Origin of the sequence: Streptomyces coelicoflavus (assembly GCF_045041415.1) — a bacterium.
Lineage (GTDB): Bacteria > Actinomycetota > Actinomycetes > Streptomycetales > Streptomycetaceae > Streptomyces > Streptomyces coelicoflavus.
In genome coordinates this window covers 2468285-2491454 of the sequence record NZ_CP108218.1, presented here as the reverse complement: position 1 = coordinate 2491454, position 23170 = coordinate 2468285, and the positions used below count along the sequence as shown (strand labels likewise).

Sequence of the window (23170 nt, the reverse complement as noted above, 5' to 3'; positions counted from 1 at the left end):
GTAAGAATGGAAGGGTGTACGAGCAACTCTTCAGCCCCACCGTCCAGCACACGCTCGACCTGGTCGGGATCTTCGTCTTCGCCATCTCCGGCGCGCTGCTGGCCGTACGCAAGAACTTCGACGTCTTCGGCATCGCCGTCCTCGCCGAGGTCACCGCGCTGGGCGGCGGGCTGTTCCGGGACCTGGTGATCGGCGCGGTGCCGCCCGCCGCCTTCACCGACCTCGGGTACTTCCTCACGCCGCTGCTCGCGACGCTGCTGGTCTTCTTCCTCCACCCCCACGTGGAGCGTCTCCAGACCGGCGTGAACATCTTCGACGCGGCGGGCCTCGGCCTGTTCTGCGTCGCCGGCACCACCAAGGCGTACGACTACGGCCTCGGCCTCACCGCCTCGGCCTGCCTGGGCCTGACCACGGCGGTCGGCGGCGGCGTCCTGCGCGACGTGCTCGCCAACGAGGTGCCGTCACTGCTGCGCTGGGACCGCGACCTGTACGCCGTCCCCGCCATCGTCGGTTCCACGATGGTCGCCCTGTGCATCCGCTACGAGGCGCTCACCCCCTTCACCAGCGGACTGGCGGTCGTCACGGCCTTCGTCCTGCGGCTGCTCGCCCTGCGCTACCACTGGCGGGCACCGCGCGCCTGGAACCGCCGGTCGACGGTGGTGGAGGGGGACTGAGACGGAGCGCTCAGGGGCGCGGCATGTCCTTGACGAAGACGAGGCCGTCGACCGTGTCCAGGTGGCCGGGGTCGAGCGGGGCGTAACCGAACCAGGCCGAGACGCGGGGTGCGGGCCGCGGGTCGCCCAGGGCGCCGGCCAGCAGCGCGGGGTCGAGGACGCGGGGGCCGTCCGGGAGGTCGTACAGCAGCCCCTCGACGGTGTCCGGCGGCGGGGTGTCCACCCCCTCGTGCCGGATCGTGCCGAGCGCCGTGGCCACGAAGGCGTACTCCCCGCCGAGCCGGGCGCCGACCAGGGCGCCCGCGCTCCACCACTCCAGCCGGCCCTGCCACATCCGCATCGAGCTCTTCTCGCGCTGGAGGTGGGAGTTGTGGGCGTGCACGAAGGCCGGCCCCCGCTCGGCGAGCGCGAGCAGGTTGGCGGCCATCATCCGGTCGCGCACGCCCAGCATCCGGGTCATGCGGGCCGGGGAGGCTTCGGCCATCCAGTAGTGGTAGGTCAGCAGTCCGGTGGCGGTCCGTCCGTACAGCCGCGCCCGCTCCCAGTCGTCCCGTGCGGCGGAGGCGAGCAGGTGCGGCGTCTGCTCGTCCAGCAGCGACACCAGGTCGGCGGCGACCGTCCGCAGCTCCCCGGCCTCGGCCGACCGCCCCACGGACCGCGCGGCGTCCGTCATCGCCCCGGGCTCGGTCCACCGGTCGTCGGCGCCGAGCAGCCGGTCCAGGGTGTCCGCGTCGCAGGGAAGGAGGGCCGGGTCCACCAGGGCCGAGAGGAAGCCGTGGAGCGCGGTGAGCGCCTGCCGCGGGCTCGCGGCCCCGGTGATCTCCAGGGGGCCGTCGAAACCGGCGAAGCGGATCCGCTCGTGTGCGGGCCGGCCCTCGTTGTACGCGCGCATCCAGCGCACCAGCTCCCGGTTGGGCGCGCTCGGGCCCCAGGGGTGGCTGAACCCGCGCTCCATGACCTCGTCGAGGGTGCCGGTGCCCCGGGTGACGTAGTCGTCCACGACCAGGCCCCTCAGGCAGTCGCTCTCGATCGTGATCGTCCGGTAGCCGTGCTGTTCGACGAGTTGCCGGAAGACGTCGTTGCGCACGTCGAGGAGAGCGTCCTCGCCGTGGGTGGGCTCGCCCAGGGCGAGCAGCCGGGGCGGGGCCGGCAGCAGCCGCATGAGGGCGGTCGCGTCGAGGGGATGGGCGATGTCCTGGATGCGTTCGGCCATGGCTTCAACGGTATCGTTGAACCCTCGGTTGAAACTCTGGCGTGAGAGAGTGGGACCTTTGGTCGTCAACCCTCAAAGCGGGGGTCGGCTCAGGCCGGTCGACCTGGCCCGCGCGCACGGTCTGTCGGCGCAGGCGGTCAGGAACTACGAGGCGGCCGGCATCCTCCCGGCCGCCGGGCGCACCGCTCACGGCTACCGCGTCTACACCACGCTGCACGCCCGCGCCCTGGACGCGTTCCTCGCCCTGGCGGCGGGTCACGGCCACGGGACGGCGGCCTCGGTGCTGCGGGGCGTGAACGAGGACGCCGTGGACGCGGCGCTCCGGCTGATCGACGAGAGCCACGCCCGGCTGCTCGACGACCGGCGGACGCTGGAGGCCGTGGAGGCGGCACTGCGCGACCTGGTGCCCGAGGCCGCCGGGGACGCTCCCGCGGCGGCCGGCGGGTTCATCGGCGCGCTCGCGGCGGAGCTGGGCATCCGGCCCGCGACCCTGCGCAAGTGGGAGCGCGCCGGACTGGTGCGCCCCCGGCGCGACCCGGTGACCGGGTACCGCCGCTACGACGAGGCGGACGTGCGGGACGTCCGCCTCGCCCACCAGCTCAGGCGGGGCGGGTATCCGCTGGAGCGGATCGCGTCCGTCCTCGACCGGGTGCGGTCGGCCGGGGGAGTGGAGCCGCTGGAGGCCGCCCTGTGCGAGTGGCGCGACCGCGTCTCCGCCCGCGGCCGGGCGATGGTGACCGGGGCGGCGGAACTGGAGGCGTATCTGCGCGCACGGGAACGGGAGAGGGGGCGGTAGGGGAAAGGGGAGCGGGGTCGGCGGCGGCGCGGGGCGGGCCGGGAACGAAGCAGAAAGCTACCGCTTAGTAGTTTCCTGTTGTACCGTGCAGTCATGCCAGAAGCAGCCTCCGCAGCGGCCGTACGGGCCACCATCGGCGACAGCGAGTTCGACCGGGACACCGCCGTCACCCGACGCGCCCCCGGCGTCTACGACATCGACCTGTCGGCCGGCTGGACGATCATCAACGCCGTCAACGGCGGCTACCTGCTGGCCGTCCTGGGCCGGGCCCTCGGCGACGCGCTCCCGCACCCCGACCCCTTCACCATCTCGGCGCACTACCTCACCGCCTCGCAGCCGGGCCCGGCGGTCGTGCGCACGGAGACCGTCCGCACGGGGCGCTCCCTCTCGACCGGCCAGGCCTCCCTGCTCCAGTACGACGACGAGGGCAACGAGGTCGAGCGCATCCGCGTCCTCGCCTCCTGCGGCGACCTCGACGCGCTGCCCGACGACGTCCGCACCTCGGCGAAGCCGCCCGCGATCCCGCCGGCCGACCAGTGCTTCGGCCCGCAGGACGGCCCCGCCCCCGTCGACGGCAGCTCGGCCATCGCCGACCGGCTGATGCTCAAGCTGGACCCCGCCACGCTGGGCTGGGCGCTGGGGCAGCCCTCCGGCCGGGGCGAGATGCGGGCCTGGTTCGGCCTCGCCGACGGCCGCGACGCCGACCCGCTCTCGCTGCTCCTCGCGGTGGACGCGCTGCCGCCGACCGCCTTCGAACTGGGGCTCAAGGGCTGGGTGCCGACGGTCGAGCTGACCGCGCACGTGCGCTGTCGCCCCGCGCCGGGCCCGCTGCGGGTCTCCATCACCACCCGCAACCTCGCCGGCGGCTTCCTGGAGGAGGACGCCGAGGTCTGGGACAGCGCCGACCGCCTGGTCGCCCAGTCCCGCCAGCTGGCCCGGGTCCGGCTCGGCTGACCCGGGGGCACTGCTGGTGCACCTCGGTCCGGTCAGGGCTCGGACCGGCCGGTGCTCAGTCCGGCCGGACTCGGTCCAGCCGGACTCAGTCCAGCCAGTGCGTGCGGCCGACGCTGATCAGCCGCAGTTGCCGCCGTGCCGTCTCGACGGCGCGGCGGCGCTCGTCGTCCGGGGCGTCCAGCGTCTCCAGGAAGAGGGACGCCGTGATCAGCATCTGGTCGACGTAGAGGCCCGCCAGCATGCGCAGGTCGGTCTCGCTCCAGCCCGCCGCCGACGCGTCCGTGGCCAGCTCGGCCCTCACCTCCTCGGCGAACCGCGCCAGTTGCTCCCGTATCGCCCGGCGCACCGGCTGTACCCCGCCGTGCCGCTCCCGCGCGATGAAGCGGACGTGGGCCGGGTGTGCGGCCACGTGACCGGCGATCAGCTCGACCGCGCGGTCGATGCGTTCGTCGTCGTCCTCGGCCGGTGACATCGTGGTCCGGATCATCGGGTGGAGGCTGCCCAGCGCCTCCTCGACCAGCGCCACCCCGAGATCCGCCGTGGAGTGGAAGTGCCGGTAGAAGGCGGTCGGGGCGACGCCCACGGCGCGCGTGACCTCACGCAGCCCCAGGCTGCTCAGGCTCTGCTCCTCCAGCAGGCCGAGCGCCGCGTCCAGGAGCGCCTGCCGGGTCTTCTGCTTCTGCGCCTGCCGAACGCCGGGGGTGTGACTCATGCCATGCAGTTAACAACTGTTCTCCGGAATTGAAAAGCCGTGCGGCGCGCTAGACTGAGGAGTCAGTGAACAACTGTAACCACAAATGTTCACCGAAGCGTCTACGCAAGGTTGGGGGATCCGCGCCATGCTGTTTCTCGTCGTCGCACTCCTGCTCCTCGGGGTGGTCATGGGCACCGTCGCCCACGCACCGCTCACCTTCTCGGTCGCGGCCGGACTGGTCATCGCCGTCTGGCTCGGCGTCTTCGCCCTCCGCGAGCGGCACGGCCGCCGGCGGAGCACCTCCGCCCACTGACCCGCCTCCACCGACGCACGGCAGGGAGAACGTCATGCAGCTCACCGCACCGGCCCGCCGCACCACCGACGCCAAGGGCACCACCCGTACCGCCCGCCGCACCGGCATCCACGACACCGACGGCATGGCCGTCGCCGCCTTCGTCCTCGGCCTGCTCGGCCTGCTCGTCCTCAACGTCTTCCTGGGCCCGATCGCCATCGCCCTCGCGAGCGTCGCCCTGTGGCGCGGCACCGCCCGCCGCGGCCGGGCCCTCCTCGGTCTCGGCCTGGGCGTCGCCGACCTGCTGGTCCTGGCGGTGTTCATGTCCGCGGACAACACGATGTCCTGGAGTCTCTGACCGAAAGAGGGCGTCAGGGGACCGACGAGGGCGGCCTCGGTCCAGGCCCGGCGGAGCCCGCCCGTAGAATCGGCCCCACCATGGCTTACCTCGACCACGCCGCGACCACCCCGATGCTCCCCGAGGCAGTCGAGGCACTCACCGCGCACCTGAGCGTCACCGGCAACGCCTCCTCCCTCCACGCGTCCGGCCGCCGCGCGCGGCGCACCGTCGAGGAGGCCCGCGAGACCCTCGCCGAGGCGCTCGGCGCCCGCCCCAGCGAGGTGGTCCTCACCTCCGGCGGCACCGAGGCCGACAACCTCGCCGTCAAGGGCCTGTACTGGGCCCGACGCGACGCCGACCCGGCCCGCACCCGGGTCCTGGCCAGCCCCGTCGAGCACCACGCCGTCCTCGACGCCGTCCACTGGCTCGGCGAGCACGAGGGCGCCACCGTCGAGTACCTCCCGGTCGACGCCCACGGGCGCGTCCTCCCCGAGGCGCTGCGCGAGGCCGTCGCCCGCGACCCCGGCGACGTCGCCCTCGCCACCGTGATGTGGGCCAACAACGAGATCGGCACCATCATGCCGGTGCGGGAACTCGCCGACGTGGCCGCCGAGTTCGACGTGCCGCTGCACGCCGACGCGGTCCAGGCCTTCGGCCAGCTCCCGGTGGACTTCGCCGACTCCGGGCTCGCCGCCATGACCGTCTCCGGCCACAAGATCGGCGGCCCCTACGGCATCGGCGCACTCCTGCTCGGCCGGGAGTACACCCCGGTGCCCGTCCTGCACGGCGGCGGCCAGGAACGCCACGTGCGCTCCGGCACCCTCGACGTCCCCGCCGTCGCCTCCTTCGCGGTCGCCGGGCGCCTCGCCGCCGAGCGGCGCGAGTGGTTCGCCCGCGAGATCGGCACCCTGCGCGACGACCTGGTCGACGCCGTCCGTACGGCCGTCCCGGACGCGATCCTCGGCGGCGACCCGGCACCCGAGGGGCGTCTTCCGGCCAACGCCCACTTCACCTTCCCGGGCTGCGAGGGCGACTCGCTCCTCCTCCTGCTCGACGCCCAGGGCATCGAGTGCTCCACCGGCTCCGCCTGCACCGCGGGCGTCGCCCAGCCCAGCCACGTCCTGCTGGCCACCGGGACCGACCCCGACCTGGCCCGCGGCACCCTGCGCTTCTCACTCGGCCACACCTCGACCGAGGCCGACGTGGAGGCGCTCGCCAAGGCGATCGGCCCCGCGGTGGAACGCGCCCGGGCGGCCGGGCTGTCGTAGGGACTGGGCCGGGGTGCCCGGGCGCCGTCCGCACGGGCCCGCGTCACGGACGGCCGCCACATCGAGGACGGGCACCCCGGGCAGGGCCCCGCCCCCGGCGTCTCCGGTCCCCGGTCTCCGGCTCCGGGCCCCGTCGGGTGTTCGCCCCCTCGGCCCCGGCACCCTTACTGGCTCTAACAAAAGCTGCTGATCATGAGTCAGTCGGCCTCTCTGCTCGTATGTCTGGGCATGGGAAACCGTCAGCCGCGGCCGTGGATCGTGTCGGACGAACTGTGGTCGCTGATCGAACCGTTGCTGCCGGAGCCGGGTCCGAAGAAGGTCGAGGGCAGACCGCGGGTGCCGGACCGCCAGGCCCTGTGCGGAGTCCTCTTCGTCCTGCACACCGGCATCCAGCGGGAGTACCTGCCCCAGGAACTCGGCTTCGGCTCGGGCATGACCTGCTGGCGGCGCCTGGCGGCCTGGAACGAGGCCGGCGTCTGGGACCAGCTGCACGTACTGCTGCTGGAGAAGCTTCGGTCGAACAACCAGCTGGACTGGGAACGGGCGGTGATCGACTCCTCGCACGTGCGGGCCACCCGGCGGGGCCCAAAAGCGGGCCCAGCCCGGTCGACCGTGCACGCCCGGGCAGCAAGCACCACCTCATCGTCGACGGACAGGGCATCCCACTCGCGGTGTCGCTGACCGGCGGAAACCGCAACGATGTCACCCAACTCGAGCCGCTTCTCGACGAGATTCCCGCCGTTGCGGGCCGGGTCGGCAGACCCCGTCGACGCCCCGACGCGCTGCTGGCCGACCGCGGCTACGACCACGACAAGTACCGTCGCCTGCTCTGGCAGCGAGGCATCCGCCCCATGATCGCGAAGAGAGGCCAACCACACGGCACCGGCCTGGGCGTGTTCCGCTACGTCGTCGAGCGCACGATCGCATGGCTCCACGGCTCCCGCCGCCTACGCATCCGCTGGGAACGACGCGACGACATTCACGAAGCATTCCTCGGCCTCGCCGTCTGCCTGATCACCCACCGCCACGCCCAACGTCTCTGTTGCAGCGGCTAACACAATGAGGTGGATCGCCCCTGGTTGCCGTGTCCGGGGCGGGAGTTGAGCGTTCGGTGCGGTGTGGGGACTTCGCCATGGATCGTGTCGGATGAGCTGTGGGATCGCCTGGAGCCGCTGCTGCCGCAGCGCGAGCGGCGCTTCCGGTACCCGGGCCGCAGGCCGTTGCCGGACCGGGAGGTGCTGTGCGGGATCCTGTACGTGTTGCACACCGGGATCCAGTGGGAGTACCTCCCGAAGGAGCTGGGCTTCGGCTCGGGCATGACCTGTTGGCGCCGCCTGCGGGACTGGAACGAGGCCGGCGTCTGGCAGCGGTTGCGCAATAGTGCGGTCTCCGGCGCCCAGCACCCCGGTGTCTCCGGCACCCCGGACTTAGCCCCCGGTCGGCATCACTCGTCGTCGGGGCGTGCGGGGGCCGCCCACCGGGTCGTCCGCGCGTACGGCTCGGGACTCCGCGGAGCCGCCGCGTGGTGCGTCGCCAGTGCCCGGTACCGGCCCGGCGGGACACCGGCCGCGGCGCGGAAGACCCGGTTGAAGTCGGAGGCGCGCGGAAAGCCCCAACGGGCCCCGATCGCATGGACCGGAACGTTCCCGAGGGCCGGGTTCGCGAGATCGCGCCGGCAGCGGGCGAGGCGCTGCTCCCGGACGAACCGCGTGGGCGTCGTGCCCTCGATCTGGAAGACACGGTGCAGGTAGCGCAGGGAGACCCCGTGCGCGGAGGCGATGGCGCACGGCGAGAGGCCGGGATCGGCCAGGTTCCGGTCGATGAACGCCACCATGTGCAGGAACAGCACGTGCTGCCGTGACTCCGGCGGCAACACCGGCGCACGGTCGGCGTGCCGGCCCAGCAGGACCGCTGTGAGATCGATGGCCGTCTGACCGAGCTGGACCAGATCGCGCGGCGAACACGATTCGAACTGCTCCTCGATGCCGGCCAGTAGCTGGAACAGCAGCCGGCCGACCCCCGTCCGCGCCTGCAGCGGTACCGCCACCAGGCTCCGCACCCGCTGGGGCGAGAGCCGCATGGACTGCTTCGGGAACTGGAGCACGTAGGAGCCCGACGTGCCCGGTGACAGCCCGGACCGTGCCGTGAACGGCACCGAGCTGTCGTACAGGACCATCTCCCCGGCCCCCAGCAGTGCCTGGTTGCGGGCCTGTTCGATGCCCTGCTCCCCGAGGATCGTGCAGCCGAGCTGGTAGTACTCCGGGTCCTGGCGCCTGATGTCCTTCGGCGTGCGCTCCGTGACCAGCGGGCCGTACGTCATGTGCAGCAGCTCCGCCACGCCCAGCGGCATTCCGGTCATCCGCGCGTGGAACTCCTGCGGCGCGGGGAAACGGAAGCGCTGGGGCACCAGGGCGTTCGACGCGGCCTCGGCCCACGCCGACGTCCGTTCCCTCACAGGTAAGCCGTCGACGTCGAAAACGGTCAACACGTCCCCCCGTCCTCCTCCGGATCGCCCCCGCCCCGACGGTCCAAAGTGTCCCGACCACGATCCGCGGGTGCCAGTGCGCTCTCGGACAACCGCTGTGCGCCCGCAGCGCATGACGCACAGGGACACCCGGGACAGGCTGGTCCCGCGTTCCGGCTCACCCGTCCTGACGGGCGGAGGCCGGACCTCCGTCCGTTCCACAGGGAGAGGGAAGACGAATGCGTGCACGCAAAAGGGTGACGGCCGTCGCCGGCCTGGCCGCCATGGCCGCGTCGGCGGGCCTGCTGCTGGGCGCGAGCCCGGCGTCGGCCGGCGACAACTGTGCGTCCGGCTACCACTGTGTGTTCTACCTGGGCATCGGCAACTCGGCCCGGCACTCCTACTACAACACCGACAGCGACTTCCGCAACGACACCTTCAACCAGCTCACCAGCCGGTCCGGCGGTGGCCAGACCGTGCACAACAACGTGGTCTCCGCCAGCAACTCCAGCACCGGCGGCTACGAGAGCCACTACTACGCCGGAGTCGGCACGGACTGGGGCGGCTTCATCTTCTGCGTGAACCCCGGCTCCCAGGTCGACTACCTCCCCGGCAGCCTGCAGAACCGGGCCAGCTCACTGCGCCTGCGGGGCACGACCAGCATCAACTGCTACTGAGTCCCGCCCGGCGGCCACCCACCGGGACGGTCCGCCACCCGTTCGTCCGGCCCGGTGCGCGCGAGGCGCGCGCACCGGGCCCGCGCGCCCCGCAGGACGGGCAGAAGCCGCACGGTCACGCACCCTGGAGGAAAGCCCCGTCATGCTCCCAAGAAGACCACGCCGGAAGGCCCGTGCCGTCCTGCTCGTCCTGGTGCCGCTCGTCCTGGTCGCGACGGCCGCCTGGGTGCTGACGGGCCGCTCCCCGGCCGCCGCGCCCCCGACCGCCGAACCGGCGGCGCACCGGCTCGACGTGCTGCGGTCCCGGCTGCCCTTCCACGGCCTGCTTCGTACACCGACCGACGCCACGCGGCGGGCCCACGAGGCGGAACAACGGCTGGTGGCCGCCTGCATGGCCGACCGCGGATTCACCTACACGCCCGCCCCCGCCGCGAGCGACGACTCCGGTGCGGACTCCGCGCCGTTCGGCTTCGAGCCCCACGACGCACCCGCCGACGGCGGACAGCCGGTGCCGCAGCCCTCCGAGCAGCCCCGCGGCGAGGACTTCACACGCGCCCTGTACGGCGATCCCGACCGCAGGATCTCGGCCCACAACGAGGTGATCCGGGTGACCAGGCCGGCGACGGGGTGTCTCGCCGAGGCACAGGAGCACCTGCTCGGCGAGGACGGACGGGTCCGGGACCTGACCCTGCGGCTCGTGCTCGACCAGGGGGAGCGGGACGCCGTGCGGGCCCTTCGGAAGGACGCGGCCCAACGGGCCGTCACCGCGCGCTGGCGCGCCTGCATGGCCGAGGCCGGAATCACCGCCGACGATCCCGCGCGGCTCGCCGCCGACCTGCCGACCGGAGCCGACGCCACGCATCCGTCGGCGCGGGCCGACCTGGCCTGCAAAGCAGGCACCGGTTACCTGGAGCGGGCCTACACCCGGCTGGCCGCGGCGCAGCGGCACTGGCTGGACACCCATCCGGGGCCGGTAGCCGAGTGGCGCACCCTGCACCGGAGGGAGGACGCGGCGGCCCGCCGGGTCCTGGCATCCACCGCCCCGACACCCTCCTGACCACGGCGGCGCCGGCCCGTCCGGCCCCGGTCTCCCATCGGTACGGCGTTGATCCCGACCCGGCCGACCGGTTCCGGCCCTCAGCCGGACGCTCTGTCGGCCGGGCGGCTCGTGGCCGCCCGCCGCACCAGCTTCAGATACCGGTCCCAGTCCCAGTGCGGCCCCGGGTCGGTGTGGTCGGTGCCCGGCACCTCCACGTGGCCGAGGATGTGCTTCCGGTCCACGGGTATGTCGTACCGCGCGCAGATTCCCGCCGTCAGCCGCGCGGAGGCGGCGTACATCGCGTCGGTGAAGTCCTGCGGGCGGTCCACGAAGCCCTCGTGCTCGATGCCGACACTGCGTTCGTTGTAGTCGCGGTTGCCCGCGTGGTACGCCACGTCCAGCTCGCGGATCATCTGGGTGACCCGCCCGTCCTGCCCGACGATGTAGTGCGCGGCCGCCTTGTGGCCCGGGTCCTGGAAGGCTCGCACGGCGCTGTCGAAGCTGCCCTGGGTGACATGGACGATCACCATGTCGATGCCGAAGTCGTCCGGCCGGTCCGCCCGCCGCCAGTTCGCGTCCGACGCCGCCACCCAGCGCGCGCCCGCGTAGTCGACCACGCCGTCCTCGCGGGGCCGCTCGACGCCCGGCATCCGCCACCACAGCCGGGACAGCTCGTCGCGGGCCAGCACACCGGTGCCCACGGCCGCCGCCGCACCGCCGACGATCAGCGCCCGCCGCCCGATGCGCCGGTCGCCGTCCCCGGACCCGCCGCTCGCGGACCCACCCGCGGATCCCTGGTTCGCCCCCATACGATCTTCAACGCATACTCGCGCGCCCCGGTTCCCGCTTCCCCCGTACTCTGGAGGAGTTATGACTGAGACCCCGCAGCGCACCCGTCCCCTCCGCGTCCTCGCCGCCATGTCGGGCGGAGTCGACTCCGCCGTCGCCGCCGCCCGCGCGGCCGAGGCGGGGCACGACGTGACCGGCGTCCACCTGGCGCTCTCCGCGAACCCGCAGTCCTTCCGCACGGGCGCCCGGGGCTGTTGCACCATCGAGGACTCGCGGGACGCCCGCCGCGCCGCCGACGTCATCGGCATCCCGTTCTACGTGTGGGACCTCGCCGACCGCTTCCGGGAGGACGTGGTCGAGGACTTCGTCGCCGAGTACGAGGCGGGGCGCACCCCCAACCCGTGCCTGCGCTGCAACGAGAAGATCAAGTTCGCGGCCCTCCTCGACAAGGCCCTCGCGCTCGGCTTCGACGCCGTCTGCACCGGCCACTACGCCCAGGTGATCCTCCGCCAGGACGGCGTCCGCGAGCTGCACCGCGCCTCCGACATGGCCAAGGACCAGAGCTACGTCCTCGGCGTCCTCGACGACCGCCAGCTCGCCCACGCCATGTTCCCGCTCGGCGACACGGTCACCACCAAGGACGAGATCCGCGCGGAGGCCGAGCGCCGGGGCCTCGCGGTGGCCAAGAAGCCCGACTCGCACGACATCTGCTTCATCGCCGACGGCGACACCCAGGGCTTCCTCGCGGGCCGGCTGGGCAAGGCCGAGGGCGACATCGTCGACGAGGCGGGCAACCGGCTCGGCACCCACGAGGGCGCCTACGGCTACACCATCGGCCAGCGCAAGGGCCTGCGGATCGGCACCCCGGCCCCCGACGGCAAGCCGCGCTACGTCCTGGACGTCTCCCCGGTGAACAACACCGTGACGGTCGGTCCGGCCGAGGCCCTCGACGTCGACGCCCTCACCGCCATCAAGCCCCGCTGGTGCGGCGCCGCCCCCACCGGCCCCGGCACCTACACCGCCCAGCTCCGCGCCCACGGCGGCGAGACCGAGGTCCGCGCCGAACTCGTCGACGGCACCCTGGAGGTGACCTTCACCGAGCCGGTACGGGGCGTCGCCCCCGGCCAGGCGATCGTGCTGTACGACGGCACGCGCGTGGTGGGCTCGGCGACGATCGCGTCGACGACGCGGGCCACGGCGGGCGCGGCCTGAGCCCTCCGGGCAGCGCGCCGGCGCTCGCACGGGAGCCGGCTCATCCGGCGAGGAACTCCGCCAGCACCGGCGCCAGTACGCCCGGCTCCACCATGTGGGTCTGCCGGTCCACGGTGCCGTACCTGCCGTCGGGAGCCGCCTCCGCGACCGCACGGGCCGCCTCGTGCCACCACGCGTCGCTCGCGCCGCCCGCGAGCACCAGCAGGGGGACGGTGATCCCGGCGATCTCGGAACGGGGCACCCGGCCGTCGCCCAGCACGGCGTCGTCGTACGCCAGGCTCGGCGCCACCGACTCCATCCCCGCCCACATGGGGGACTGCCGGGCACCCCGGATCATGTCCTCGCCCAGCCCGCTGTGGCGCAGGAACAGCTCCACGGCGTCCCCGCGCCTGCCCTGCCCCAGTGCCTCGGTCAGCCGCTCCGTGTACTCGGCAGCGGCCCGCGCGGCCGCGTCGTCCACGGCGTACGGCACCTCGTACACGGCGGCCCGGCGCAGCGGCAGACCGCTCGCCGCCGCCCGGAGCACCAGCGCACCGCCCGACGACATGCCGTACAGCGACGCCTCGCCGTCCACCGCCTCGACCAGCGCCGCCAGGTCGTCGATCTCGCGTTCCACCGCGTAGGGCGCCGTGTCGCCGCTCTCGCCGCGCCCCCGGCGGTCGTACACGACGACATCGAAACGGTCCGACAACTCGGCGGCCAGCGGCGCCGTCGTGGCACCGGTCGACATCGCGCCGCTGACGAGCACGACCACCGGGCCCCGCCCGGAGCGTTCGTAGGCGATGCGGGTGCCGTCACGCGAAACAGTCGTCATCTCCATGCCTGTGCAGACTGCCCTACGGCAGGTGTTTCATGGCTCAGGACACCTCGACTTCGTAGAAACAGAGGTGGTCCTTGATCTCCGCCACCTCCGGCTTCGGGTCCGGGTAGGCCCACACCAGGTCCGCCGCGTCCGGGCGCGACCAGTAGGACGCGTCGCCCTTGAAGGGGCAGTGGGTGGTCGTGCCGGACGGCGTCAGCAGGTCGAGGCGCACGTCCTGCGGCGGGATGTAGTACCGGTCGGGACAGCCCGTCTCGTGCAGGACGAGTGCCGCGTCGCTCTCCGCCAGCACCTGCCCGCCGTGCACCACGCGCACGTGCCGGTCGCTCGGCTCGACGGTGATGACGTGTCCCTTGAGTCCCCTGGTCACGGTCGTCCTCCTGGTGGCAGTGGTCTGCGTCACGTACTACAGCGTCCCCGTAGCTCGGGTTCTTCCCCTCCGGACCGGGCCGTACGGTGGAGGCCATGAACATCTGCGTCTTCCTCTCCGCCGCCGACCTCGACGAGCGCTACACGCGCCCCGCCAAGGAGTTCGCCGAACTGCTCGGCAAGGGCGGCCACACCCTGGTCTGGGGCGGCTCGGACGTCGGCCTGATGAAGGTCGTGGCCGACGGAGTGCAGGAGTCCGGAGGTCGGCTGCTCGGGGTCTCGGTGGACTTCCTGGCGGCCAAGGCGCGTGAGGGCGCCGACGAGATGGTGGTCGCGAAGGACCTCGCCGAGCGCAAGCGGCTGCTGCTGGAGCAGGCCGACGCCGTGGTCATCATGGTGGGCGGCACCGGCACCCTCGACGAGGCCACCGAGATCCTGGAGCTGAAGAAGCACGGGCACACCGACAAGCCGGTGGTCCTGCTCAACACCGCGGGCTTCTACGACGGCCTCAAGGAGCAGTTCCGCCGCATGGAGGACGAGGGCTTCCTGCCCCGCCCCCTCACCGAGCTGGTCTTCTTCGCCGAGGAGCCGGTGGGCGCGCTCGCCTACCTGGAGGAGAGCCAGGGCATCGAGTAGGACGCCGGTGGTGCGAGCATGGCGGGCATGGCTACACATGTGATCACCGGAGCGGGCTCCGGCATCGGCGCGGCCGTCGCCCGCCGCCTGCACGCACGCGGCGACGAGGTCGTGCTGCACGCGCGCGACGCGGGCCGCGCGAAGGAACTCGCCGCCGCCCTCCCCGGTGCGAAGACGCTGGTCGGCGATCTGTCCGACCCCGGCAAGCTGTCCTGGGCCCTCTCCCACCAGACGCTGCCCGACCGGGTGGACTCGCTGCTGCACATCGCCGGGGTCGTCGACCTCGGACCGGTCGGTGACCTCACCCCGAAGACCTGGACCAACCAGCTCAACGTCAACCTGGTCGCCCCCGCCGAGCTGACCCGCCTCCTGCTGCCCCAGCTTCGCGTCGCGCAGGGCCAGGTGATCTTCGTCAACTCGGGCTCCGGGCTCAACGCCCACGCCGGCTGGGCCGCGTACGGCGCCTCCAAGCACGGCCTGAAGGCGCTCGCCGACGCCCTGCGCCAGGAGGAGCACGCGAACGGCGTCCGCGTCACCTCGGTCTACCCCGGCCGCACCGCCAGCCCCATGCAGGCCAAGGTCCACCAGCAGGAGGGGAAGGAGTACGACCCGGCGAAGTGGATGGACCCCGAGTCCGTCGCCACGACCATCCTGATGGCCCTGGACCTCCCGAGGGACGCCGAGGTCAACGACCTGACGGTGCGCCCGGGGCGGTAAGGGTTCCTTCGAGACGCCGGCGCGGATGCTTCAGCCCGTCCGGCGTTCGAGGACGAGGCCGTTCAGGCCGAAGCGGGGGTCCGGGGGCGGCAGCCCCCGGGGACGGGGACGGGAAGGGGCGGCGGGGGCGAAAACAAGCCCCGCACCCCTGCGTACGCTTGCCCCGTGAACGACACCTTCGCCCCCGCCACCGGCATCGGCAGCCTCCCGGGCCACGACGCCCGCGAGGCCGCCAAGACCGCCACCGGCAGCTTCGAGGACTTCCCCTTCCTCGCCGAACTGCCCGCCCGCGGCCCCGGCGCCGACATGATCGGCCGCACCGCCGGGATGCTCGTCGAGCTCTACGCGCGCGTGGAGCCCAGCGGCTGGCGGCTCGGCGACCGGCCGGGCCGGGACACCAAACGCGCCCGCGCCTGGCTGGGCGAGGACCTCGACGCCCTGGAGGAGTTCACCCAGGGATACGAGGGCCCGCTGAAGGTCCAGGCCGTCGGCCCGTGGACCCTCGCCGCCGCCCTGGAACTGCGGGGCGGCGAGGCGGTCCTCTCCGACCCCGGCGCCTGCCGCGACCTGGCCGCCTCGCTCGCCGAGGGCCTGCGCCTGCACCTGGCGGAGATCCGGCGCCGCGTCCCCGGCGCCCGCCCGGTCCTCCAGCTCGACGAACCCTCCCTCACCGCCGTCCTGCGGGGGCAGATCCGCACCGCCAGCGGCTACCGCACCCACCGCGCCGTCGACCGCCAGGTGGTGGAGGCGACGCTGCGCGAGGTCGCCGGGGTGCACGACGGCGGCCCCGTCGTGGTCCACTCCTGCGCACCGGACGTGCCGTTCGCCCTGCTGCGCCGGGCGGGCGTCGCGGGCGTCTCCTTCGACTTCTCGCTCCTCACCGAGCGTGACGACGACGCGATCGGCGAGGCCGTCGAGGGTGGCACCCGGCTGTTCGCCGGTGTCGTGCCGGGCACGGACACCGCATTGTCAGACCCTGCCGGTAGCGTCATGGGTGTCAGAACGCTGTGGCGCAGGCTGGGGCTGCGTCCGGAGCTGCTCGCGGAGGCGGTCACCGTCACTCCGGCGTGCGGACTCGCGGGTGCCTCCCCGGAGTACGCCCGGCGCGCGCTCGCCCACTGCGTCCGGGCGGCGAGTTCCCTCGCGGACAACCCAGAGTAACGGGAGGACATACGGTGGCCGGCGACAAGCAGGGCGACGAGCAGGCGGAGACGACCAGCGTGCCCGCCGAGGCGCGGGAGCGGCACATGCGGCTCGCCGAGCAGATCGAGGAGCACCGCTTCCGGTACTACGTGAACGACGCGCCCGTCGTCAGCGACGCGGAGTTCGACCGGCTGCTGCGCACCCTGGAGGAGCTGGAGGAGCGGCACCCGGAGCTGCGCACCCCCGAGTCCCCGACCCAGAAGGTCGCCGGTGCCTACGCGACCGAGTTCACGGCCGTCCAGCACCCCACGCGGATGCTCTCCCTGGACAACACGTTCAACGACGACGAGCTGGCCGCCTGGTTCGACCGCATCGCGAAGGAGCTGGGCGAGCAGGAGTACCACTTCCTGTGCGAGCTGAAGGTCGACGGACTCGCCGTCAACCTCACCTACGAGGACGGGCGCCTGGTCCGCGCCGCCACCCGCGGCGACGGCCGCACCGGCGAGGACATCACCCCCAACGTCCGCACCATCGCCGAGATCCCCGAGCGCCTGGCGGGCGACAGGGTCCCCGACCGCGTGGAGATCCGCGGCGAGGTGTACTTCCCGATGGAGAAGTTCCAGGAACTCAACGCCCGGTTGAACGAGGCGGGGGACAAGCCCTTCGCCAACGCGCGCAACGCGGCGGCCGGTTCGCTGCGCCAGAAGGACCCGCGCGTCACCGCCTCCCGCCCGCTGCACATGGTCGTCCACGGCATCGGCACCCTGGAGGGCTACTCGGGTCTGACCCGCCTCTCCCAGGCGTACGACCTGCTGAAGACCTGGGGACTGCCGACGTCCCCGCACAACCGGGTGGTCGACGGCCTGGACGGCGTACGGGAGTTCATCGCGTACTACGGCGAGAACCGGCACTCCGTCGCGCACGAGATCGACGGCGTCGTCGTCAAGCTCGACGAGATCCGCCTCCAGGGCCGGCTCGGCTCCACCGCCCGCGCGCCCCGCTGGGCCATCGCCTACAAGTACGCGCCGGAGGAGGTCAACACCAAGCTGGTCGACATCAAGGTGGGCGTCGGCCGCACCGGCCGCGTCACGCCGTACGCGCAGGTCGAGCCGGTCACCGTGGCCGGCAGCGAGGTGGAGTTCGCCACGCTGCACAACCAGGAGGTCGTCAAGGCCAAGGGCGTGCTCATCGGCGACACCGTGGTGCTCCGCAAGGCCGGTGACGTGATCCCCGAGATCCTCGGGCCGGTCGCCGACCTGAGGGACGGCAGCGAGCGGGAGTTCGTGATGCCGGCCGAGTGCCCCGAGTGCGGGACGCCGCTGAAGGCCATGAAGGAGGGCGACATCGACCTCCGCTGCCCCAACGCCCGCGCCTGCCCGGCCCAGTTGCGCGAGCGGGTCGCCTACCTCGCCGGCCGGGAGTGCCTGGACATCGAGCACTTCGGCGGGGTCGTGGCGGCCGCGCTGACCGGGCCGCTGGAGCCGTCCGAGCCGCCGCTCGTGGACGAGGGCGACCTCTTCGACCTCACCGTCGAGAAGCTGCTGCCCATCAAGGCGTACGTCCTCGACCCGGACAGCGGGCTGCCCAAGCGCGACCCGGAGACCGGCGAGGAGAAGACCGCCATGGTCTTCGCCAACAAGGCGGGCGAGCCGAAGAAGAACACCCTCGCGCTGCTGAAGCACATCGAGGACGCCAAGGCCCGCCCGCTGGCCCGGTTCATCAACGGCCTCTCCATCAGGTACGTCGGACCGGTCGCCGCCCAGGCGCTGGCGCGGGAGTTCCGCTCCGTCGACCGCATCGAACAGGCCACCGAGGAGGAGCTGGCGAGCACGGACGGCGTGGGCGGCACCATCGCCACCGCCGTCAAGGAGTGGTTCGCCGTGGACTGGCACCGCGAGATCGTCCGCAAGTGGAAAGCGGCCGGGGTTCCGCTGGAGGACCACTCGACGGGGGAGGACGAGGGGCCGCGCCCGCTCGAGGGACTCACCGTCGTCGTCACCGGCACCCTGGAGAACTTCACCCGGGACGGCGCCAAGGAGGCACTCCAGAGCAGGGGCGCCAAGGTGACCGGTTCGGTGTCCAAAAAGACCTCGTTCGTCGTGGTCGGTGACAACCCCGGGTCGAAGTACGACAAGGCGATGCAGCTGAAAGTGCCGGTTCTGAACGAGGAGGGTTTCGCCGTTCTGCTCGAACAAGGAGCCGAAGCGGCGGAGGCTGTCGCGCTTTCGGCTGAGGAATAGCGGTTGAAGGCCACCCGATCGGCGCATATCAGATGCATACGGGTGGCCGGGTGGCATTCGGGCAACCGTCGACGACCAGTGCCCCTGAAAGCCTTCCGCGGCCTACTGTTGAGGTTGTGCGCCCGCCGTGGCCAGCCGCGGTCGGGGCACCCCCCTGCCCCGAGTGACAGGGGAAGGGGTCTCCCACGCGGAGCCGTTGAAGGTGGTCGAGGCGGGGGCCGCGTGGCGTGGGCACCGCCGGCTGTGAGAGGGACGGGAATGGAACCGACCGAGAGCGCCGCCGCGGGCTCACGGCTGCGCCTGCGTCGCATGGTGGGCGCGTGGCACGTGAGCCGGCGGCACGGGCAACGCGAGGGTGGCGTCCCGCGTCCCGTGGCGGGCACCCGCGTGCCGCAGGCCACCGGCCACACGACCGGGCACCTCCACGGCCCCGCCGACCCGGACGCCGAACGGCACCTGTCCTGGCCCGCGTTGCCCGCGGCGATCGTCACGACCGCCGCCTTCGTCCTGGGCGCCGGCTTCTACCGGGCCTTCAGCGACGGCCACGCCCTCTTCCCGTCCGGCACCGTCGGCTGGGCCCTGGCCGTGCTGGCCGGCATCGTGGTCGGCCACCTGGTCATGCTCGGCCGCTCCCGCTGGTGGGGCGGCACCGGCTCGGGCGCCGCCCTCACCCTCGCCGTCCTGCTGCTGTACGGCTGGATCCCGGCCGGCATGGTCAGCCTCACCGTCGTCGTCCTGGTCGGCATAGCCCGCCGGGGCCGCTGGCGGCAGGGCGTCCTGCACGGCGCGGTGGACATCCTCGGCATCGCCGCGGGTGCCCTGCTCCTCGGCGCCTGCGGCTCCGTACCGTCCGTCGAGCACCCCTGGGACCCCGACACCTGGGGCATGTACGCGGCGCCCAAGGTGGCGCTCGTCGCCGTCGCCTACCTCGCCGTCACCCGCGCCCTGCTGTGGTACCTCCAGACCCCGCGTCCCGGGCTTCCCACCGTCGCCCGCACCGCCCTGGTCAGACAGGGCCTGGTCGCCGTCGCCCTGCTCGGCATCGCCCCGCTGGTGTGCGTCGTCGCCGTCGCCAAGCCGATGCTGCTGCCGCTGTTCGCCATCCCGCTCATCGCCCTCGACTCCACGCTGTGGATCGCCCGCGCCCGCGCCGAGGAGCAGTTGCGCGACCCGCTCACCGGCCTGCCCAACCGGCAGTGGCTCCTGGAGCGCACCTGGAGCGCGCTGGACGACGCCGAGCGCATCGGCGCCCGTGCCGCCCTGATGCTGATCGACCTCGACCGTTTCCGGTCGGTCAACGACACGCTCGGCCACCTCGCCGGGGACCGGCTGCTCCTGCAGACCGCCGACCGGCTGCGGCAGGCCCTGCCGCGCGGGGCGGAGGCCGCGCGGCTCGGCGGTGACGAGTTCGCCGTCTTACTGCCCGTCGCCGACTCCACCACGTCGGCGACCCGGATCGCCCGCGGCCTGGTGTCCGCGCTCAGTTCGCCCATGGACCTGGACGGGCTCACGCTGGTCCTGGAGGCCAGCGCCGGGGTGGCCGTCTTCCCCGACCACGCGCTGGACGCCGAGGGACTGCTGCGCCGCGCGGACGTGGCGATGTACCAGGCGAAGCGGGACCGCACCGGGGTGGAGGTCTACGAGTCCAAGCGGGACTCCAACACCCCGGACCGGCTCGGCCTCCTCGGCGACCTGCGCCGGGCCCTGGACGCCCACGAGGTCGAGCTGCACTACCAGCCCAAGGTCCGCTTCGACGGTCAGGTGGCGGGCCTGGAGGCCCTGGTGCGCTGGGTGCACCCCGAGCGCGGCAAGGTGCCGCCGGACGAGTTCATAGCCATCGCCGAGTCCTCCGGGCTGATGCCCCACCTCACCGAGTACGTCCTGGAGACGGCGCTCGCTCAGGTCGCCCACTGGCGCGCGCAGGGCCTGTTCGTGCCGGTCGCGGTCAACGTCTCCCCGCGCGACGTCCACACCCCCGGGTTCGCGGGCTCGGTGGCCGCCCGGCTCGCCCGGCACGGCGTTCCCGCGGGAGCGCTCCAACTCGAGATCACCGAGCACGTGCTGCTCGAGGATCCGCAGCGCGCCGCCGACACCCTCAACGCGCTGACCGGGCACGGCGTCAAGATGTCCCTCGACGACTTCGGCACCGGCTACTCCTCCCTCGTCCACCTGCGCAGGCTCCCCGTCAGCGAGCTGAAGATCGACCGCTCCTTCGTGGCCCGGCTGGCCATCGACAACGAGGACGCCGAGATCGTGCGCTGCACCGTCGACCTCGCCCACTCCCTCGGCCTGCTCGTCGTCGCCGAGGGCGTGGAGGACGACGAGACCTGGGAGCGCCTGCGGGACCTCGGCTGCGACGCCGTCCAGGGCTGGCTGGTCGCGGCCGCGATGCCGCCGGAGGAAACCACGGCCTGGCTGCTGGCCCGGGGTTCGAGGGGCTGGGTGCGGGCCGCCGCCGCACTGCCCGCGGCGGCGTCCGACGAGTGACCTGAGCCCCGCCGCCCGTGGCGCGCGACCGCCGGCCCGCGGCGGCGCGCCGCGCTGCCGACCGGGTACCGCTTCCTGTTCCCGCCCGGTCCGGCCACCACCGGTTACGGCGCGCCCGGCGTGGTGGGGCCGGCGCTCACTTCGCCACCGCGGTCGTTGTCCCGAGCGGACCCGGGGGAAACCGTTTAACGGCCACGGTGCCCGGACCCATAGGATTGGGCCAAACCGACTGGGCCGAATCGACCGGAGCAAGCGCCTTGCCCCGGCCGAAGTGCCCCGACCACACACTCACCCAGAGGAACGCTGCATGCCTGGCATCACGCGCGAGGAGGTCGCCCACCTCGCCCGGCTGGCGCGTCTGGAGCTGAAGCCCGAAGAGCTCGAGCACTTCGCGGGACAGCTGGACGACATCATCGGCGCGGTCGCCCGCGTCAGCGAGGTCGCCGACCAAGACGTACCGCCGACCTCGCACCCGCTCCCGCTGACGAACGTCATGCGGCCGGACGAGGTCCGTCCGTCGCTCACGCCCGAGCAGGCGCTGTCCGGCGCCCCGGCCCAGGAGCAGCAGCGTTTCAAGGTGCCGCAGATCCTGGGGGAGGAATAAGCCATGAGCGACATCATCAAGCTCACCGCGGCCGAGATCGCCGCGAAGATCGCCTCCGGCGAGCTGACCGCCGTCCAGGTCACCGAGGCCCACCTGGCCCGCATCGAGGCCGTCGACGAGAAGGTGCACGCCTTCCTGCACGTCGACCGCGAGGGCGCGCTGGCCCAGGCCCGCGCCGTCGACGAGAAGCGCGAGCGCGGGGAGAAGCTCGGCCCGCTGGCCGGCGTCCCCCTCGCCCTCAAGGACATCTTCACCACCGAGGGCGTCCCCACCACCGTCGGCTCCAAGATCCTCGAGGGCTGGATCCCGCCGTACGACGCGACCGTCACCAAGCGCCTCAAGGCCGCCGACGTCGTCATCCTCGGCAAGACCAACATGGACGAGTTCGCCATGGGCTCCTCCACCGAGAACAGCGCCTACGGCCCGACCGGCAACCCCTGGGACCTCACCAAGATCCCCGGCGGCTCCGGCGGCGGTTCCTCCGCGGCCCTCGCGGCCTTCCAGGCCCCGCTCGCCATCGGCACCGACACCGGCGGCTCCATCCGCCAGCCCGCGTCCGTCACCGGCACGGTCGGCGTCAAGCCGACGTACGGCGGCGTGTCCCGCTACGGCATGGTGGCCTTCTCCTCCTCCCTCGACCAGGGCGGCCCCTGCGCCCGCACGGTCCTGGACGCGGCCCTGCTGCACGAGGCGATCGCCGGGCACGACCCGATGGACTCCACCTCCATCGACGCCCCGGTCCCCGCGGTCGTCGAGGCCGCCCGCAACGGCAGCGTCGACGGCATGCGCGTCGGCGTCGTCAAGCAGTTCCGCGGCGAGGGCTACCAGGCCGGTGTCGTCCAGCGCTTCGACGAGTCCGTCGAGCTGCTGAAGTCGCTGGGCGCCGAGATCGTCGAGCTGGACTGCCCGTCCTTCGACCTCGCGCTCTCCGCGTACTACCTGATCGCGCCCTCCGAGTGCTCCTCCAACCTCGCCCGCTTCGACGGCCTGCGCTACGGCGCGCGCGTCGGCGACGACGGCACGCACTCCGCCGAGGAGGTCACCTCCCTGACCCGCGAGGCCGGCTTCGGCCCCGAGGTCAAGCGCCGCATCATGCTCGGCACGTACGCCCTGTCGAGCGGGTACTACGACGCGTACTACGGCAGCGCCCAGAAGGTCCGCACCCTCATCAAGCAGGAGTTCGAGCGGGCCTTCGAGCAGGTCGACGTGATCGTCTCGCCGACGACCCCGACCACCGCCTTCGCGATCGGCGAGCGCGCCGACGACCCGATGGCGATGTACCTGGCCGACCTGTGCACCATCCCCACCAACCTGGCGGGCAACGCGGCCATGTCGCTGCCCTGCGGCCTCGCGCCCGAGGACAACCTGCCGGTGGGTCTGCAGATCATCGCCCCCGCCATGAAGGACGACCGGCTCTACAAGGTCGGCGCCGCCGTCGAGGCCGCCTTCGTGGAAAAGTGGGGCCACCCGCTGATCGAGGAGGCTCCGTCGCTGTGAGTGCACTGACCAAGGCCAAGGGCTTCAAGAAGTCCAAGTCCGGTCTGTACGTCTCGATGGCCACGTCGGCGTTCGGCGCCGTCGGGGTCTACAAGCAGATCAAGAAGGCCCGTGGCGAGAGCGACACGCTGCGACTGCTCGACGCCGTCGTCACCGGAGCCGCCGTCGTCACCAACCTCGCCATCCTGTACCGCGAGCTGAAGCGTCTCGGCGACGACGACGTCCTGCTGGGCTGAGAGGGAAGT

At 72.8% G+C, this 23170-nt stretch carries 24 protein-coding genes and 1 pseudogene; 19 read left to right on the top strand and 6 right to left on the bottom strand.

The features are described from left to right. Nucleotides 1–14 precede the first annotated feature (14 nt). On the top strand, nt 15–674 hold the full coding sequence (locus OHA99_RS10805) for a trimeric intracellular cation channel family protein (RefSeq protein WP_087789472.1): 660 nt from the start codon (nt 15–17) through the stop codon (nt 672–674). A 10-nt stretch (nt 675–684) separates the two neighbouring features. Here OHA99_RS10805 and OHA99_RS10800 read toward each other — a convergent pair whose 3' ends face one another. Next, nucleotides 685–1887 carry an erythromycin esterase family protein gene (locus tag OHA99_RS10800; protein WP_366473797.1) on the bottom strand — a complete coding sequence of 401 codons (1203 nt, stop codon included), beginning with the start codon at nt 1885–1887 and terminating at the stop codon, nt 685–687. Nucleotides 1888–1945: 58 nt separating this feature from the next. Here OHA99_RS10800 and OHA99_RS10795 point away from each other — a divergent pair, with 58 nt between their 5' ends. Together OHA99_RS10795 and OHA99_RS10790 are read left to right on the top strand one after the other, a co-directional pair. Beyond that, nucleotides 1946–2683: a TioE family transcriptional regulator gene (locus OHA99_RS10795; RefSeq protein ID WP_165687216.1), complete on the top strand. Its 738-nt coding sequence runs from the start codon at nt 1946–1948 to the stop codon at nt 2681–2683. Nucleotides 2684–2776: 93 nt separating this feature from the next. Further along, nucleotides 2777–3637, top strand: a complete 861-nt coding sequence (locus OHA99_RS10790) for a thioesterase family protein (protein WP_381502421.1) — start codon at nt 2777–2779, stop codon at nt 3635–3637. Between the two features lie 85 nt (nt 3638–3722). Here the strand turns inward: OHA99_RS10790 and OHA99_RS10785 are convergent, their stop codons facing one another. Further along, entirely contained in the window at nt 3723–4349 is a 627-nt protein-coding gene (locus tag OHA99_RS10785; protein WP_153177832.1) for a TetR family transcriptional regulator, read from the bottom strand. 127 nt (nt 4350–4476) lie between these two features. Here OHA99_RS10785 and OHA99_RS10780 point away from each other — a divergent pair, with 127 nt between their 5' ends. From OHA99_RS10780 to OHA99_RS10760, 5 genes and pseudogenes are all read left to right on the top strand, one after another. Then, entirely contained in the window at nt 4477–4644 is a 168-nt protein-coding gene (locus tag OHA99_RS10780) for a hypothetical protein (RefSeq protein WP_007444824.1), read from the top strand. Nucleotides 4645–4678: 34 nt separating this feature from the next. Next, nucleotides 4679–4981: a DUF4190 domain-containing protein gene (locus tag OHA99_RS10775; protein ID WP_153177831.1), complete on the top strand. Its 303-nt coding sequence runs from the start codon at nt 4679–4681 to the stop codon at nt 4979–4981. Between the two features lie 80 nt (nt 4982–5061). Then, a complete protein-coding gene (locus tag OHA99_RS10770) occupies nt 5062–6231 on the top strand; it encodes a cysteine desulfurase family protein (RefSeq protein ID WP_366473799.1) in 1170 nt (389 codons plus the stop codon). A 228-nt stretch (nt 6232–6459) separates the two neighbouring features. Continuing rightward, nucleotides 6460–7286, top strand: a protein-coding gene (locus OHA99_RS10765) for an IS5 family transposase (protein ID WP_266570432.1) whose coding sequence is annotated in 2 segments (ribosomal slippage) — nt 6460–6811 and nt 6811–7286 — 828 coding nt in all. Because the reading frame shifts where the segments join, the coding sequence is not laid out codon by codon here. A gap of 24 nt (nt 7287–7310) precedes the next feature. Further along, nucleotides 7311–7605, top strand: a pseudogene (locus OHA99_RS10760) (transposase); the annotation flags it as partial. A gap of 70 nt (nt 7606–7675) precedes the next feature. Here OHA99_RS10760 and OHA99_RS10755 read toward each other — a convergent pair. Next, nucleotides 7676–8719, bottom strand: coding sequence for a helix-turn-helix domain-containing protein (locus tag OHA99_RS10755; protein ID WP_228126102.1), 1044 nt, complete (start codon nt 8717–8719; stop codon nt 7676–7678). Between the two features lie 215 nt (nt 8720–8934). Between OHA99_RS10755 and OHA99_RS10750 the strand changes: the two genes are divergently transcribed. Together OHA99_RS10750 and OHA99_RS10745 are read left to right on the top strand one after the other, a co-directional pair. Then, nucleotides 8935–9372, top strand: coding sequence for a hypothetical protein (locus OHA99_RS10750; protein WP_405695515.1), 438 nt, complete (start codon nt 8935–8937; stop codon nt 9370–9372). Between the two features lie 142 nt (nt 9373–9514). Then, nucleotides 9515–10429, top strand: a complete 915-nt coding sequence (locus OHA99_RS10745; RefSeq protein ID WP_153177827.1) for a hypothetical protein — start codon at nt 9515–9517, stop codon at nt 10427–10429. Between the two features lie 80 nt (nt 10430–10509). On the opposite strand, the gene OHA99_RS10740 is transcribed toward OHA99_RS10745, so the two are convergent. Further along, nucleotides 10510–11220 carry an N-acetylmuramoyl-L-alanine amidase gene (locus OHA99_RS10740; protein WP_153177826.1) on the bottom strand — a complete coding sequence of 237 codons (711 nt, stop codon included), beginning with the start codon at nt 11218–11220 and terminating at the stop codon, nt 10510–10512. A 61-nt stretch (nt 11221–11281) separates the two neighbouring features. Here OHA99_RS10740 and mnmA point away from each other — a divergent pair, with 61 nt between their 5' ends. Beyond that, nucleotides 11282–12412 (top strand): tRNA 2-thiouridine(34) synthase MnmA, encoded by a 1131-nt coding sequence (mnmA, locus tag OHA99_RS10735; RefSeq protein ID WP_405695513.1) that lies wholly within the window; start codon nt 11282–11284, stop codon nt 12410–12412. A 40-nt stretch (nt 12413–12452) separates the two neighbouring features. Here the strand turns inward: mnmA and OHA99_RS10730 are convergent, their stop codons facing one another. Beyond that, the gene (locus OHA99_RS10730; RefSeq protein ID WP_194279913.1) at nt 12453–13232 is read right to left on the bottom strand and encodes an alpha/beta fold hydrolase; all 780 of its coding nucleotides are present in this window, start codon (nt 13230–13232) and stop codon (nt 12453–12455) included. 37 nt (nt 13233–13269) lie between these two features. Then, nucleotides 13270–13602, bottom strand: coding sequence for a DUF427 domain-containing protein (locus tag OHA99_RS10725; protein WP_153177824.1), 333 nt, complete (start codon nt 13600–13602; stop codon nt 13270–13272). 95 nt (nt 13603–13697) lie between these two features. Between OHA99_RS10725 and OHA99_RS10720 the strand changes: the two genes are divergently transcribed. The 8 genes from OHA99_RS10720 (at nt 13698) to OHA99_RS10685 (ending at nt 23161) form a co-directional block, all read left to right on the top strand. Next, on the top strand, nt 13698–14237 hold the full coding sequence (locus OHA99_RS10720) for a TIGR00730 family Rossman fold protein (RefSeq protein WP_153177823.1): 540 nt from the start codon (nt 13698–13700) through the stop codon (nt 14235–14237). Between the two features lie 27 nt (nt 14238–14264). After that, on the top strand, nt 14265–14954 hold the full coding sequence (locus tag OHA99_RS10715; RefSeq protein ID WP_164244715.1) for an SDR family oxidoreductase: 690 nt from the start codon (nt 14265–14267) through the stop codon (nt 14952–14954). A gap of 165 nt (nt 14955–15119) precedes the next feature. Beyond that, the gene (locus tag OHA99_RS10710; RefSeq protein ID WP_153177821.1) at nt 15120–16115 is read left to right on the top strand and encodes a methionine synthase; all 996 of its coding nucleotides are present in this window, start codon (nt 15120–15122) and stop codon (nt 16113–16115) included. A gap of 14 nt (nt 16116–16129) precedes the next feature. After that, on the top strand, nt 16130–18337 hold the full coding sequence (gene ligA, locus OHA99_RS10705; RefSeq protein ID WP_405695509.1) for an NAD-dependent DNA ligase LigA: 2208 nt from the start codon (nt 16130–16132) through the stop codon (nt 18335–18337). Nucleotides 18338–18595: 258 nt separating this feature from the next. Beyond that, the gene (gene rmdB / locus OHA99_RS10700) at nt 18596–20824 is read left to right on the top strand and encodes a cyclic Di-GMP phosphodiesterase RmdB (RefSeq protein ID WP_153177819.1); all 2229 of its coding nucleotides are present in this window, start codon (nt 18596–18598) and stop codon (nt 20822–20824) included. A 307-nt stretch (nt 20825–21131) separates the two neighbouring features. Beyond that, complete coding sequence (gatC, locus tag OHA99_RS10695; RefSeq protein WP_003973500.1) at nt 21132–21428, top strand: Asp-tRNA(Asn)/Glu-tRNA(Gln) amidotransferase subunit GatC; 297 nt, start codon at nt 21132–21134, stop codon at nt 21426–21428. Between the two features lie 3 nt (nt 21429–21431). Next, nucleotides 21432–22925, top strand: coding sequence for an Asp-tRNA(Asn)/Glu-tRNA(Gln) amidotransferase subunit GatA (gene gatA / locus OHA99_RS10690; protein WP_366473806.1), 1494 nt, complete (start codon nt 21432–21434; stop codon nt 22923–22925). Next, a complete protein-coding gene (locus tag OHA99_RS10685; protein ID WP_007444751.1) occupies nt 22922–23161 on the top strand; it encodes a hypothetical protein in 240 nt (79 codons plus the stop codon). The genes gatA and OHA99_RS10685 overlap by 4 nt, the downstream gene beginning before the upstream one ends. Nucleotides 23162–23170: the final 9 nt, after the last annotated feature.

Coding starts and splice junctions, on each gene's coding strand:
- OHA99_RS10800 (WP_366473797.1), bottom strand. CDS start 1,887: ATGGCCGAACGCATCCAGGACATCGCCCATCCCCTCGACGCGACCGCC.
- OHA99_RS10790 (WP_381502421.1), top strand. CDS start 2,777: ATGCCAGAAGCAGCCTCCGCAGCGGCCGTACGGGCCACCATCGGCGAC.
- OHA99_RS10785 (WP_153177832.1), bottom strand. CDS start 4,349: ATGAGTCACACCCCCGGCGTTCGGCAGGCGCAGAAGCAGAAGACCCGG.
- OHA99_RS10780 (WP_007444824.1), top strand. CDS start 4,477: ATGCTGTTTCTCGTCGTCGCACTCCTGCTCCTCGGGGTGGTCATGGGC.
- OHA99_RS10775 (WP_153177831.1), top strand. CDS start 4,679: ATGCAGCTCACCGCACCGGCCCGCCGCACCACCGACGCCAAGGGCACC.
- OHA99_RS10770 (WP_366473799.1), top strand. CDS start 5,062: ATGGCTTACCTCGACCACGCCGCGACCACCCCGATGCTCCCCGAGGCA.
- OHA99_RS10750 (WP_405695515.1), top strand. CDS start 8,935: ATGCGTGCACGCAAAAGGGTGACGGCCGTCGCCGGCCTGGCCGCCATG.
- OHA99_RS10745 (WP_153177827.1), top strand. CDS start 9,515: ATGCTCCCAAGAAGACCACGCCGGAAGGCCCGTGCCGTCCTGCTCGTC.
- OHA99_RS10740 (WP_153177826.1), bottom strand. CDS start 11,220: ATGGGGGCGAACCAGGGATCCGCGGGTGGGTCCGCGAGCGGCGGGTCC.
- mnmA (WP_405695513.1), top strand. CDS start 11,282: ATGACTGAGACCCCGCAGCGCACCCGTCCCCTCCGCGTCCTCGCCGCC.
- OHA99_RS10730 (WP_194279913.1), bottom strand. CDS start 13,232: ATGGAGATGACGACTGTTTCGCGTGACGGCACCCGCATCGCCTACGAA.
- OHA99_RS10720 (WP_153177823.1), top strand. CDS start 13,698: ATGAACATCTGCGTCTTCCTCTCCGCCGCCGACCTCGACGAGCGCTAC.
- OHA99_RS10715 (WP_164244715.1), top strand. CDS start 14,265: ATGGCTACACATGTGATCACCGGAGCGGGCTCCGGCATCGGCGCGGCC.
- rmdB (WP_153177819.1), top strand. CDS start 18,596: ATGGAACCGACCGAGAGCGCCGCCGCGGGCTCACGGCTGCGCCTGCGT.
- gatC (WP_003973500.1), top strand. CDS start 21,132: ATGCCTGGCATCACGCGCGAGGAGGTCGCCCACCTCGCCCGGCTGGCG.
- gatA (WP_366473806.1), top strand. CDS start 21,432: ATGAGCGACATCATCAAGCTCACCGCGGCCGAGATCGCCGCGAAGATC.